At 62.3% G+C, this 13,569-nt stretch carries 12 protein-coding genes; 6 read left to right on the forward strand and 6 right to left on the reverse strand.

What is annotated here, in order from left to right; genetic code table 11:
- Nucleotides 1-2 precede the first annotated feature (2 nt).
- Complete coding sequence (locus AC1RTB_RS24415) at nt 3-1,859, reverse strand: monovalent cation:proton antiporter-2 (CPA2) family protein (RefSeq protein ID WP_492881762.1); 1,857 nt, start codon at nt 1,857-1,859, stop codon at nt 3-5.
- Nucleotides 1,860-2,126: 267 nt separating this feature from the next.
- Here AC1RTB_RS24415 and AC1RTB_RS24420 point away from each other — a divergent pair, with 267 nt between their 5' ends.
- The gene (locus AC1RTB_RS24420) at nt 2,127-2,393 is read left to right on the forward strand and encodes a hypothetical protein (RefSeq protein WP_492881763.1); all 267 of its coding nucleotides are present in this window, start codon (nt 2,127-2,129) and stop codon (nt 2,391-2,393) included.
- A 72-nt stretch (nt 2,394-2,465) separates the two neighbouring features.
- Here the strand turns inward: AC1RTB_RS24420 and AC1RTB_RS24425 are convergent, their stop codons facing one another.
- From AC1RTB_RS24425 to AC1RTB_RS24440, 4 genes are all read right to left on the reverse strand, one after another.
- A complete protein-coding gene (locus AC1RTB_RS24425; protein ID WP_492881813.1) occupies nt 2,466-2,984 on the reverse strand; it encodes a hypothetical protein in 519 nt (172 codons plus the stop codon).
- Nucleotides 2,985-3,092: 108 nt separating this feature from the next.
- Nucleotides 3,093-4,181, reverse strand: coding sequence for a YcjF family protein (locus AC1RTB_RS24430; protein WP_492881764.1), 1,089 nt, complete (start codon nt 4,179-4,181; stop codon nt 3,093-3,095).
- Nucleotides 4,178-5,650: a YcjX family GTP-binding protein gene (locus tag AC1RTB_RS24435; protein ID WP_492881765.1), complete on the reverse strand. Its 1,473-nt coding sequence runs from the start codon at nt 5,648-5,650 to the stop codon at nt 4,178-4,180. The genes AC1RTB_RS24430 and AC1RTB_RS24435 overlap by 4 nt, the downstream gene beginning before the upstream one ends.
- Before the next feature lie 67 nt (nt 5,651-5,717).
- Nucleotides 5,718-6,221, reverse strand: coding sequence for a SixA phosphatase family protein (locus AC1RTB_RS24440; RefSeq protein ID WP_492881766.1), 504 nt, complete (start codon nt 6,219-6,221; stop codon nt 5,718-5,720).
- Nucleotides 6,222-6,466: 245 nt separating this feature from the next.
- Between AC1RTB_RS24440 and dksA the strand changes: the two genes are divergently transcribed.
- Entirely contained in the window at nt 6,467-6,883 is a 417-nt protein-coding gene (gene dksA, locus AC1RTB_RS24445; protein WP_476784386.1) for an RNA polymerase-binding protein DksA, read from the forward strand.
- Nucleotides 6,884-6,953: 70 nt separating this feature from the next.
- On the opposite strand, the gene AC1RTB_RS24450 is transcribed toward dksA, so the two are convergent.
- Entirely contained in the window at nt 6,954-7,706 is a 753-nt protein-coding gene (locus tag AC1RTB_RS24450) for a hypothetical protein (protein WP_492881767.1), read from the reverse strand.
- Between the two features lie 210 nt (nt 7,707-7,916).
- Between AC1RTB_RS24450 and cckA the strand changes: the two genes are divergently transcribed.
- The 4 genes from cckA to AC1RTB_RS24470 all read left to right on the forward strand — a co-directional run bounded on the left by cckA (nt 7,917) and on the right by AC1RTB_RS24470 (nt 13,421).
- Entirely contained in the window at nt 7,917-10,508 is a 2,592-nt protein-coding gene (gene cckA, locus AC1RTB_RS24455) for a cell cycle histidine kinase CckA (protein ID WP_492881768.1), read from the forward strand.
- Nucleotides 10,509-10,615: 107 nt separating this feature from the next.
- A complete protein-coding gene (gene deoD, locus AC1RTB_RS24460; protein ID WP_492881769.1) occupies nt 10,616-11,368 on the forward strand; it encodes a purine-nucleoside phosphorylase in 753 nt (250 codons plus the stop codon).
- 189 nt (nt 11,369-11,557) lie between these two features.
- Nucleotides 11,558-11,734: a hypothetical protein gene (locus tag AC1RTB_RS24465; RefSeq protein ID WP_214385806.1), complete on the forward strand. Its 177-nt coding sequence runs from the start codon at nt 11,558-11,560 to the stop codon at nt 11,732-11,734.
- Between the two features lie 331 nt (nt 11,735-12,065).
- Nucleotides 12,066-13,421, forward strand: coding sequence for a DEAD/DEAH box helicase (locus AC1RTB_RS24470; RefSeq protein WP_492881770.1), 1,356 nt, complete (start codon nt 12,066-12,068; stop codon nt 13,419-13,421).
- Nucleotides 13,422-13,569 lie beyond the last annotated feature (148 nt).

Consider the following 13,569-nt stretch of genomic DNA (forward strand, 5'->3'; position numbering starts at 1 on the left):
CGTCAGTTCCTTTCCGTCTTTTCCGTTGTCTTCTTGGCGATCATGCTCGCGGCTTCCTCATTGAGCGCCTTGGCGGCGCGGCGCGGCGGTGTCAGCGGTGTCGGCACAGGCCCTGGAATATTGCCCTGCAGGTAGTCGCCGCCCGAGCTGATATCACCGGCGAACTGCATTTCCAGCCGGGCGGCGTCGCGGCGGCGCACTTCTTCGATCACCTCGGCGACATCGTCTGGATCCTCGCCGAGCTTTTCGAGCGTGGCGCCGCCAAAGACGATGGCCGATTCGAATGTCTCGCGCAGCTGGTAGTCGACGCCGGCACGAATGAGCTGGATCGCCGTGCCGCGGTCATAGGCGCGGGCCAGCACGGGCACCAGCGGGAACTCGGCGGCGAGGTTTTCAGCGATGCGGACCGCGACATCCTCCTTGTCGACGCAGATCAGCACGGCGCGCGCTCGCCCCGCACCCGCCGCATGCAGGATATCGAGCCGGGTGCCATCGCCATAATAGATCTTGAAGCCGAAGTCGGCCGCCGCCTGGATCATCTCGACGTCATTGTCGATGATCGAGACGTCGACGCCGCGCAACAAAAGCGGTTGGCTGGCGATCTGGCCAAAACGTCCGAAGCCGATGACCAGCACCGTGCCGCTGAGTTCGGCCGCCACGTCGACGTCTTCGAGCGACTGTTCGTCCTGGGGCGTGAAGCGGCGCAACACCGCAATCGCCAGCGGGGTCAGCACCATCGAAATGATGATGATGGCGGTAAGCACCGCATTGGCTTCGCCGTCGATGATGCCGACCGCAAGGGCGGAGGAATAAAGCACGAAGGCGAATTCGCCACCTTGCGCCATGATCACGGCGCGCTCCAACGCCTCGCGATGGCCTGACTGCAGGAAACGGGCAACGATGTAGATGCCAAGGCCCTTCATCAGCATGTAGACTACGACGTAGAGCGCTATCAGCTGCCAGTTGGCGACGACCACCATAAGGTCGAGCGACATGCCGACGGCAATGAAGAACATGCCGAGCAGGATGCCGCGGAAAGGCTCGACATCGGCCTCGAGCTGATGACGGAAGGTCGATTCGGACAGAAGCACGCCGGCGAGGAAGGCGCCCATCGCCATGGAGAGGCCACTGAGCTGCATGGCAAGTGCCGACCCGAGCACGACCAGCAGAGCGGCGGCCGTCATGACCTCGCGGGCGCGCGAATCAGCAAGGACGCGAAACAGCGGGTTGAGCAGATAGCGCCCGGCGATCACCAGACCGGTGATCGCCGCGATGCCGATGCCGATCTCGGTGAGCCGGCCTGCCCAGCCTGTACCCAGATCATCGGCCGCAACCGGCGCGAGGAAGGCCACCAGCGCCAGCAGCGGCACGATGGCGAGATCTTCGAGCAGAAGAATCGAGACCATGCGCTGGCCCTTTGGCGTCGACATCTCGCCGCGCTCGTCGAGCAACTGCATGACGATTGCGGTAGAGGTCAGCACGAAACCCGCGCCGGCAACGAAGGATTGAGCGACCGAAAAGCCGCCCGCCAGCCCAACTGTGGTCAGCAAAAGCGCGCAAATGCCGACTTGGAGGGCGCCAAGCCCGAAGATTTCGCGGCGCAGGCCCCATAGCCGAGATGGCTGCATTTCGAGACCGATGATGAACAGGAACATCACCACGCCGAGTTCGGCGACGTGCAGGATAGTCTCGGATTCCGAGAAGATGCCGATGCCGAACGGGCCGATGATCACACCGGCGGTGAGATAGCCAAGGATCGAGCCGAGGCCGAGGCGTTTGAAGATGGGAACGGCAATGACGCCTGCCGCGAGCAGCGCCACCACCGGAACCAGGTCGACACCCGATGCTTCTGCTGCCATGCGCCTTGTCGATCCTTATGCGTGCGGCAGCTGCCGCTTTGGCGGAAAGGGCCAAGATAAGTGCTTCGGGGGCAGCCGAACAGCCCGAACGTCCAATCGAATCGCCGGGTTTCGAAATGTCGGTGGTTTCGACGTCCGGCGCGGCAGTCCTGGCCTCGCAACTTGCCATTGCGTCTCACAGGTCATGCCGCTATGGCGGGCGTGGTTTCGACCAGCGGAGGTCGAAATGCTGCCGGCATTTCCTGCCGGTTACGAGGGAAGACTGACATGAAAAATATTCTGCTTGCTGTTCTTGGCGTTGCTGCACTTGGCCTTTCGGCCTGCTCGAAGGCGCCGGAATGCACCACCGAGATCATGGCCAAGAAGAGCCAGGACGTAGCAACCGCCCTTCAGGAAGCCATCACCAAGGATCCGGCCAAGGCGGCCGATCTGTCTGCCAAGGTGACGGAAGTTGCATCCAAGTTCAGCGGTGCGACGACTTCGGCGGACGCCTGCAAGGCTTATGACGAGCTGCTGACGGCCATCAAGGGTTGATTCTTCAGCCTTAAAAAGCAAAGGGCGGCGCCTCAGGTGCCGCCCTTTTTTTTGTTGGGTCTGAGGCAAGAATCAGTTCTTGGCGATGGCGCCGACCGCCGTGCCGTCGACTCGCGACAGCTTCATGCCGATCACCGGCACCAATTGCTTGTCGACGCGCACCGAAATGGTGACATTCATGGAGTTGTCGTCCGGCACGCGCGCCTGCATCACGCCGTTGAGCTGATTGCGGTTGATCGCAAGCACGACCTTTCGGCCATCGACGACACTGCCGGAAACGATGTCGAGGCCCTTGCCTTCCGAGCCGTCGAGGAATTTGCCGCTATAGCCGCTGCGGCCCTTCTGCTCGATGGTTGCCGACATCTTCTGGGTGAACACGCCGACGCGGCAGCCACCGTCAAGCGACATGCCGACCTTGCTGTCTGGTGTCGAGCCGGTGAAATTGCAGGTGAATTTGGTGCCCTTGTATTTGCCGGCAACGATCTCGCCCGGGCCGACCCATTCGCCTTCGACTGATTTGAAGAACTTCTTGTCGCTCTCAGGCGCCTTGATTGTCTCCGCGTGCACCACAGATGGCAGCGCTACCGCCATGGCAGGCAGGACAGCGGACAACAACAAGCGCTTCATGGGTACACCCGACAGCAGGAAACTGGAACAATTGGCTGTTAGGACCATGACCAAGAATGGTTAATGCTTCGTCTATTTGGCCTTTTCAGTGGTCTTGTCCTTGGTCGCGAATGTGGTGAGCGCCGCAAGGAAATCGCCCATGCCGGGGCGTTTTACGGCGGCAAAGGGCAGGGCGCGCGCGGTCTCCATCGCAGCTATGCCGATGCGCGCCGTCATCATGCCGTTGACCACGCCTTCGCCGAGCTTGGCCGACAGTTTCGCGGCAAGGCCGTGGCCGACCAATTGCTGGACGAAACTGTCGCCGACGGCGATCGAGCCGGTGACGGCGAGGTGGGCAAGGGCTGCGCGGGTAAGCCGGAAGAAGCCGAGCGTGCCGGGACGCCCGCCATAAAGCTCGGCCAGCCTGCGGATGAGGCGTCCGGCTTCGAACACCACATAAGCGATGTCGACCAATGCGCGCGGGCTGACCGCCGTCACCAGCGACACGCGTTTGGCGGCATCGAGGATCAGGATCTTTGCCTGTGCATCGAGGGGCGTCAGGATCTCGGTCTCGGCGAGCCGCACGAGATCGGCGCCATCAATCACGTCGCCGCGCAGATCGGCAAGCGTGCGCCGCCCGGCGGCCGTTTCGGGCTTCGACGCCAAAAGGTTCGACAATTCATCGACGACATTGCGCGCCAAGCCAGGGTCATTGCGTTCGATGGCGTCCGTCGCCCGGTTGCGCAGCCGCTCGACAGAAGCGAGGCGAAAGACGGCGAGAAGCTCGCGGACAAGAATGACCAGCAATGCAAACGCCGCGATACCAGCGGCGCCTATAGCGAGCCAGCCGAGCCAGTCGGCGCGGGTGAACAGGTCCCGGATCAGCCGGTCGGTCCAAAGGCCGACGCCGAGCGAGATCAGGACACCTGCAGCGGCAAGGAAGATCGCGCCGATGCGAGACTTACGCTTGGGTGCGGTCGCCGGCGGCGGTTCGGCGGCGGCGATGTCGGCCTCGTCGAAGACATCGAACTCCGCAGGCGTGACGATTGCAGCTTCAGCGGCCAGCGCGCGCGGCTTGCGCTCGACGGGCTGGGGCGCATGCGCCTTCTTGCTCGCAGCTACGTCCGGCGCTGCGATTTCCGGCTCGATGCGAAATGCAGCGGGTTTTCGGGGAGCGCTCATGCGAGGTGATCTCCGATGAGAAACTGCAGGGCGCGGTCGAGCCGAATATGCGGCAGCGACAGCGTCACGCCTTCGGCCGTGCGCTCAAGCCGGGGAGGGAGGAACCGCACGAAGCGGATCGTCGGGTCGTTCGCGTCCTGGCGATGATTGGTGCCGAAATCCTGAAACACGACATCGGCCTTTTCCGGTAAGTCACCGGGAAATATCGCGGTTTCGGTATTGCCGTCGAAACGGTCCTTGCCGATGGTTTCGCCTTCGATCGGCGTTCCGATGATGACGGGCAGCGTTTCTCGGCCTTGCTTGACAGTGCCCTCGCGCGTGGCGCGGACAGCGGCCAACGCGAGAACGTCAACCTCGGCGCCTGAGAGATTGGCACGTGCGACGGCGCGATCGGTCAGCCGCCGCACGATCGACTGCAGCTTGTCGTGGCTCTCATGGTGCAAATGATCGGCCTTTGTCGCCGCGACCAGGATGCGGTCGATGCGCCGCGAAAACAGGTCGGTGAACAAATTGCCACGCCCGGGACGGAAGCAGGCGAGGATTTCCGTCACCGCGCGTTCGAGATCGGCGATGGCGCCTGGGCCGGCATTCAACGCCTGCATTGCATCGATCAGCACGATCTGCCGGTCTAGCCGGGCGATGTGTTCGCGGAAGAACGGCTTCACCACATGGGTCTTGTAGGCCTCGTAGCGCCGCTCCATCATCGCATGCAGCGAGCCGGGGCGGGCGCGCTGGGCAAGGCCGGGCAGCGGTGCGAATGTCAGCGCCGGCGAGCCCTCGAGGTCGCCCGGCATCAGGAAGCGCCCCGGAGGCAGCGTCGACAGCGCGCGCTCGTCATCCTTGCACGCCTTGAGATAGGCGGCGAAGCTCTCGAAAAGGCGTCGCGCCGTCATCTCGTCGGCATCCGCATCGGGCTTCACTGTGGCGGCAAGCTCGCGCCAGTCTTCCGACAGATCGGCGCGAACCGGTAAACTTGCGAGCTCAAACGCCTCTCTCGAGAAATCGTCGTAGCTTTTGCCCAGCAGCGGCAGGTCGAGCAGCCATTCGCCGGGGTAGTCGACCAGGTCGACCGACAGCTTTCCCGCTGAAAACATGCGGTTCCAGCCTGAAGCCGACTCGAATTCTATTGTCAGCCTGAGTTCCGAGATGGCGCGGGTCGAGTCCGGCCAGATGCGCTGGTCGACGAGGGCGGCGACGTGATCCTCGTACTGGAAGCGGGGCACTGCGTCATCGGGCTGCTCTTCGAGGAAAGCGCGTGAAATGCGGCCCGATTTCTGTGCCTCGAACAGCGGCAACCGGCCGCCATGGATCAGATTGTGCACGAATGCGGTGATGAACACGGTCTTGCCGGCGCGTGAAAGGCCGGTGACGCCAAGCCGCAGCGAAGGCGCAAACATGCCCGTGGCACGGCCGGAAAGCGTGTCGAGGGCAATGCGCGCCTCGTCGGTGAAAGTGGTCAGAGACGCCAATCGTCGATCCCCATGCGGTCGCCTCCGATATAGGTGGCGCCGGCCGGATTTGAAATGGCGTGTGATTTCAAAGATCGGCCGGCGTGAGGAAGGCTTCGAGATAACCTTGACCGAGCTCGGCTGTGGAAAGCTCGCCTTCGAACCGAACCACTGCCAGGCCCGACGTCGGAAAACCTGTTTGCAGCGTATGCATCGCGGCCTCATCGCCGTCGCCGGTAACGGCCATGGCCAGATCTTCCATCATCGGATTGTGTCCGATGACCAGCACCGAGCTGTGCCGGCCATTTTCGCGGATTTTCGCAAGATAGCCGGCGGCATCCGCGCTGTAGAGGTCGTCGGTGAAAACCACCCGTCCGGTATCGGCATGGCCTGCGATACCCGCCAGAGTTTCGCGGGCGCGGCGGGCATTGGAACAGAGCGTCAGTTCGGGAACATAGCCATTGGCGCGCATCGCCGTGCCGGTCGCCTCAGCATCGGCGATGCCGGTGGCGTCGAGCGGTCGGTCGAAATCCCTGACGCCGGGCAGCGCCCAGCCAGCCTTGGCGTGCCTGAGAAGATAGAGCTTGCTCAAATGTCGCTCCCGGGAAGCTCAAGCTCCCGACGAGCCTGTGCCAACAGCCATCTGAGGATGTAGCCAAGCGCCAGGCACCTTGCAACCGGACGATGCCGTTCCTCGTTGCTTGTGCAGGAGAGTTGCGCTCTTGCCACGCCCGAATCACTACACGCAGGCCTGCGACAACTTTTCTAGGAATGCACTTGTGTGAGGGTTGACCCGCGAATATATAGGCGGCGAAACGGGGTTATCGGGTGAGTCGAATGAACGATACCGTTACACTTGGTTATGTGCCCTCTGAGGAGGAGCCGTTCATGAGCGAACGGCAGAAGTCTTACTTCAGAGCTAAGTTGATTGCTTGGAAGAACGACATCTTCCGCGAAGCTCGCGAAACCCTCGAAATACTCCAGCAGGAAAATGCCAACCACCCGGATCTTGCCGACCGTGCATCATCCGAGACGGACCGTGCCATCGAACTTCGAGCGCGCGACCGTCAACGCAAGTTGATCTCCAAGATCGACTCGGCGCTGCAGAGGATTGACGAGGGGACCTACGGCTATTGCGAGGAGACCGGCGAGCCGATCTCGCTGAAGCGACTGGACGCGCGTCCGATCGCCACGCTGTCGATCGAAGCGCAGGAGCGTCACGAGCGCCGCGAGAAAGTCTATCGAGACGACTGATTGCGGTATGAAAGAAATGAAAAGGCGGCTTCGGCCGCCTTTTTCTTTGCGCACGGTTTGCTTTGGCAGCTTATCGCTTTTGGCTCGATAGCTCGCCGAGCAGTTTTGCCATTTCATCGTCGAGTGACGGATCGGCGCTCTTGACCGCCTTGGCCTGGGGTTTGTCGTCGAGCGAAACCTCCAGCTCCTTCATCAGCGTATCGTCAATGGCGTCGCGGGGTGGCGGTGCCGCCGCAGGCACAGGTGCCTGCCGCACTGGTGCGGCATGGTTTGGCTGGACATATGCCTGGGGCGCTGTGTTCGGCGCGAGCTGCGGTGCTGGTGCGACCGGCATCCTGGGCGGAGCGGGGCGCGGTTGCGCTGGGGCAGGGGCGGGCTGCTGCTGCGGCCTGGCTGCTGGTGCTTGTGCCACCGGCTGAGGGACTGCCTGTTGTGGAGATGCCTGTTGTACTGGCGCGGGCTGGCGCGGTCTTGGCGGAGCTTCTTGTCCACCCTCGCTGCCTGTCAGTGCCGGTCGGCGCGGTGAACTCATGCGGATGTCTGTTTCGATCACCACGTCGGTTGGTCCGCCGATCAGCAGCAGATGTTCGATGTCGTCGCGGCGAACCAATACCAGCCGCCTTTGGCTGTCGACGGCGGTTGCGTCCATGACGGCCAGGCGCGTTTTCCTGTTCCTGCCGCCGGCAACGAAAGTGCCAAAGGTCAGGCTGCGGATCAGCTTGACGATGACAAGTACGATGACGAGCAGCACCAGCGCAGCAAAGGTCCACAGCACCGCCGCGGCATATCCGGGTCCCGCTACGTTATCCAGCCATTCGAACATGTGTTACCCCCCGTCGCCGCGCCGGGGCGACACTAACTCTTCGCCGCCGCGCACGGCAAGTTGCCATTCGCGCATTACAGGCAAGATTGAAGCTAAGCGCATGATCTTGCCCCGAGCTTGCACCGCCTTTTTGTGTCTAGGCCTTTTCCCGGTAAGGAGAATGTGATTCAACCGCTTCCTTATGAGGGAGCCGGAGAGACTCGCAGGGGCATGGCCAAAGAAACGCGCAACGACTTTTATCCGGTTCCCATCGTGGATCAGGCAGCGCGCCCCGATGCCATCACCCGGCTGATCATCTTCATCGTCGTCTTGACCGGCGCGGCCATCGTCTTCGGAATCTTCCGCGAGCGCCTTGGTGACCCGTTCCTGATGGGCATGCTTGGCGTTCTCGCCATGATCGGCGTCGGCTACCTTTTCGCCACCGCGATCGGCTTCGTCCAGATTTCCCCGCGCTCGCCTTCCGACGGCCTGTCCAAGGCCTTTGTCGATTCCATGTCGCAAGGCCTTGTCGTGACCGACGCCAAGGGCCGGGTGGTCTACGCCAACCGCGCCTATGCCGACATGACCGGCGCCACGACGGCTTCGGACCTGAAGACGGTCGAAGGGTTGCTCTCGGATGTGACCGAGGCATCGTCGACAATTTCGCAGCTGGCGTCCGGTTTACGTGACGGCCAGGCGGGCGACGGCGAGTTCCGCCTTGCGCAATCCGTCCGGCCAGGCGCAGCGCCCGGCGCGCGCTGGTATCGGGTGCGGGCACGCGCTTTCAACGTACCAGCGCAGCGTCAGCCGCTAAATGCTTGGCAACTTGCCGATATTTCGCCCGAGAGAGCGGAGCAGGAGCGTTTCTTCCTCGACCTCCAGCAGGCCATCGACCATCTCGATCACGCGCCGGCTGGATTCTTCTCGGCCGACCAGGATGGCCGCATCACCTATGTCAACGCGACTCTGGCTGAATGGCTTGGCATCGACCTTGCAAGCTTTACACCTGGCGCCATCAGCCTCGACGAGGTCGTCGCCGGCGATGGCATGGCGCTTGTCCGTTCGGTCAAGGCCGACCCGGGTACGACGCGCAATGCGGTGATCGATCTCGATCTCGCAACGGTGAATGGAGAGGCTTTGCCTGTCCGTTTCATGCACCGTGTCTCGGCCAGCCGCGAAGGCGTCAACGGCCCGACGCGCACCATTGTGCTCAACCGCACCCAGGGCGAGGATTCGTCGGCGCAGCTGCGTGCTTCGGAAGTGCGCTTCACGCGCTTCTTCAACTCGACGCCGATGGCGATTGCCGGTGTCGATCACAACGGCCGCATCCTGCGCACCAACGCGCCGTTCCTGTCGCTGTTCTCGTCGGTCGTCGATCGCGACGCCGTCGATCGCAAGGTGCGCCTCGACACGGTCATCCATGACCGCGATCGTGCGGCCTTTGCCGCTGCACTCGAAAAAGCACACCTGCGCCAGGCCGACATCGCCCCCATCGACACTGTGATGCCCGACAATGAGGAGCGCCACATGCGCTTCTACGTCAATGCGGTGGCCGACGGTTCGGATGCCGAGGGCGCCGAGGAAGCGGCGATCGTCTACGCTGTCGAGACGACCGAGCAGAAGGCGCTCGAAAACCAGATGGCGCAGAGCCAGAAGATGCAGGCGGTGGGTCAGCTTGCAGGTGGCATCGCGCACGACTTCAACAATGTGCTGACCGCCATCATCATGGCATCGGACCTTTTGCTGACCAATCACCGACCGTCGGATCCGTCTTTCCCCGACATTATGAACATCAAGCAGAACGCCAACCGCGCCGCCTCGCTGGTCAGGCAGCTTCTGGCGTTCTCGCGCAAGCAGACGCTGCGCCCGGAGGTGCTCAACCTCACCGATGTTCTCGCCGATCTGCGTACGCTTCTGGCGCGCCTTGTCGGCAACGGCATCAAGCTCAAGGTTGACCATGGCCGCGATCTGTGGCCCGTCCGTGCCGATATCGGCCAGCTTGAACAGGTCGTGGTCAATCTCGCGGTCAATGCGCGCGATGCGATGCCTGCCGGCGGTGACCTGGTGGTGCGCACCAAGAACGTGCCGGTCGAAGAGTGCAAGGCCTATGGTTATCGCGAGCTGGTGGCAGCCGACTATGTGGTGATAGAGGTCGAAGATACAGGCAGCGGCATCGCGCCCGAGGTCTTGAAGAAGATATTCGAACCATTCTTCACCACCAAGGAAGTCGGCAAGGGCACTGGTCTTGGCCTGTCGATGGTCTACGGCATCATCAAGCAGACCGGCGGCTTCATCTATTGCGACTCCGAAGTCGGCAAGGGCACCGTATTCCGCATCTTCCTGCCGCGGCATGTCGTGAAGCCACAGTCGGTGGAAGAAGCCAAAGCTGGCGCCGAGGCAGCAGCGCTGGCCAAATCGGAAGCCGCGCCGAGCAATGTCGCCAAGGATCTTTCCGGTTCGGCGACCGTGCTTTTGGTCGAAGACGAGGATGCTGTACGCATGGGTGGCGTCAGGGCGCTGACCTCGCGCGGCTACACCGTTCACGAGGCATCGTCGGGCGTCGAGGCGCTCGAGATATTCGACGAACTTCAAGGCCAGATCGACATCGTTGTTTCCGACGTGGTGATGCCCGAGATGGATGGGCCGACGCTGCTCGGTGAGCTGCGCAAGCGCCAGCCGGATATCAAGTTCGTCTTCGTTTCCGGATATGCCGAAGATGCCTTTGCCAGGAACCTGCCGGCGGATGCGCAATTCGGCTTCCTGCCCAAGCCGTTCTCGCTCAAGCAGCTGGCAACGGTCGTCAAAGAGGTGCTTGAAAGCTAAAGGCTGCGCGGTTAGGCTTCGCGCAGGTCTGCCCGACCATTTGAACCGCTTTCCCGCAGGCATTTATGATGCCATCATGCCGGCAAGCGCGTCGTCGGGGTGGACATATGCAGACAACGCCGCACAACGAAGCAAAACGAGGCGACTACGCCGAGGCCATTCTTTTGCCCGGCGACCCTCAGCGTGCGGAATGGATTGCCGCCACCTTCCTTGAAGACGCCAGATGCGTGAACCGGCTGCGAGGTGCGCTTGGCTACACCGGCAGATTCCGCGGTGTACCGGTAAGCGTGCAGACGACCGGAATAGGTGCGCCGTCGCTTGCCGTCTATGCGCATGAATTGCTTGAGACGTACGGCGTAAAGACGCTGATCCGTGTCGGCACCTGCGGTGGCCTGGCCGAACACGTCAAGCTGCGCAGCCTGGTCATCTCGCAATCCTCTAGCAGCGACAGTGCCATCAATCGCCAGGTTTTCGGCGTCTATGACTATGCGCCGAGCGCTGATTTCGAGTTGCTGCGGCGCGCGGCGCAGCGCGCCGTCGAACTGGATCTCGATCATCATGTCGGCCAGACAGCTTCCAGCGACGTGTTCTACCATCCTGATGTGCTCGGGCGATTTGCCGGGGTGCGGGCGCATGGCGCGCTGGCGGTCGACATGGAGACTAACGCTCTCTACACGGTCGCCGCCCGCTTTCGTGCAAAGGCACTATCGATCTGTACCGTCGTCGACAGTCTGGTGACTGGCGAGCAGACTGATCCGGCCGAGCGACAGGCGTTGTTTTCCGGCATGGTGCGTCTCGCGCTCGATGTCGTGACCGGCTTGCCTTCGGCGGCGGCCGAGAGGGATGTGACCCGGCGCTAGCGCGGCCCTGCGCTCGTGTTACCATTGCCGCGGCCTTGTGAGTCGGCCGCTTTTCCCGTGTCATCCCGATCAAAGAATGGAATCGCCGGCCGCGCCGGCAAGTTCCGCGCAAGCTGCGATCCATACTTCTGATTGGACGTTCTGGTCTGTGTTCATTGCGTATGGGCAATCGGACGAAGGGACAGCCTGATGGAACAGTTTGTCGAGGAAAGCATGAAGAGGCGTCTGACCGAACCGGTCGACATACTCACCGCAGTCAGCATATTGAAATCGCACGGCTATTGGGGGGACGAGCTGATCATTGCGATCACCAGGATATTCTATGTCGATCTGGACACTTTCAACGAGGTTGTCGGTACCGCCTGACGCAGATCGATACCAGGATGTTCGATTTGCCATGTTGCATTGCAACATGGTGGGCTTGCTATTTGTTGCCAAATCATCCATATGCGGCGGTATAGGCGCTTGAGCCGGGCTTACGGCTTTCTCCTAAGAGAGACTGGTTGCGTCTGTTTTCACCCTTTCCGGCAACGGAAAGCGGCGAAATAGACCCGCGGCATGAGGCCAGCGGGCACGACAGCGCAGCCGAGCGGACGGTCGTCCGCCGCCTTGTCGTTTCACGAGAGATTTAGGCCGGCAGGTTGCGCCCTGCCGCCAATGTTGTTTGTGGCGGAAAGCCACACGAAAGAAGATGATATTGACGAATGAAATCAATGCGGAGCTGACCGGCTTCGCCAAACTCGGCATCACCGGCGCTCTGCTCAAGGCTACCCAGCTTGCGGGCTACACCGAGCCCAAGCCGATCCAGGTCGAATCCATTCCGGCTCAGCTGGCAGGACGCGACATCCTCGGCATCGCCCAGACCGGTTCGGGCAAGACCGCAGCGTTTTCGCTGCCGATCCTGGCCAAGATCGTTGCGCTTGGCACCAAGCGCCGGCCCAAGACGGCGCGTGCGCTGATCCTTGCGCCGACGCGTGAACTCGCGGTGCAGATCGAAGACACCATCAAGATCCTCGCCAAGGGCGCGCATATCTCGACAGCACTTGTGCTTGGCGGCGTGTCGCGCTTTTCGCAGGTCAAGAAGATCGCTCCGGGCGTCGACGTACTGATTGCCACGCCGGGCCGCCTGACCGATCTCGTCCGCGAGGGCGACCTTGTGTTGGCCGACACCCAGTGGCTGGTCCTCGACGAGGCCGACCGCATGCTCGACATGGGCTTCATCAACGACGTCAAGCGCATCGCCAAGGCGACCGCGCGCAACCGTCAGACTGCGCTGTTTTCGGCAACCATGCCCACCGAGATCGCCGAACTGGCGAAAGGCCTGCTCAAGGATCCGATTCGTGTCGAGGTTGCGCCGCAGGGCACGACCGCGGCTGAAATTCGCCAGAGCGTCATTCTTGCCCGCACCAAGCAGAAGCGTCAGATTTTGGCGAAGATGCTGGCCGATGAAGCCATGACCTCGGTGCTGGTCTTTGCCCGCACCAAGCATGGTGCTGACCGTGTCGTGAAGGATCTGGACCGCGACGGCTTTCCCGCCGCCGTCATCCACGGCAACAAGTCGCAGAACGCGCGTCAGGCCGCGCTTAACGGCTTCCGTGCCGGCAAGGTCCGTATCCTCGTTGCCACCGACATCGCAGCGCGCGGTATCGACGTGCCCGGAATCAGCCATGTCGTGAATTTCGACCTGCCTGACGAAGCGGAGAGCTACGTTCACCGCATCGGGCGTACCGGCCGCAACGGCGCTGATGGTATCGCTGTCACGTTGGTCGATCCCTCGGAAAACTCCAAGCTGCGGGCGGTCGAGCGTATCATCCGCATGAAGCTGACGATCGATGCCGACCATCTTGGCGAGCCGGATCCGGCTCGTCCGGCTGGTGAGCGCAACTTTGTGCCGGCCAACGACCGTGGCGACCGCGAAGAACGCCGGCCCAGCGGTCAGCGCCCGCGTGGCAACAATGGCGGCAAGCCCAAGGGCGATCGTCCGAACGGCGCAGCACCCAAGGGCGGCAAGCGCCGCTTTGGCGGCGGCAAGCCGAACACGCGCGCAGCGTAATCTGTGCGGCAGATCGGGCCGGCTCGGTCCATTTGCTGACATGGCATGAACAGGTTAGGGCGGTCGGAGCGATGCTTCGGCCGCCCTTTCATTTTTTGGCACCGATGGCCGGAATGGCGACGCTGGCAATCGCGCCATCAGGGCCAAA

The organism is Aminobacter sp. GW821-FHT11F06, from assembly GCF_058808215.1.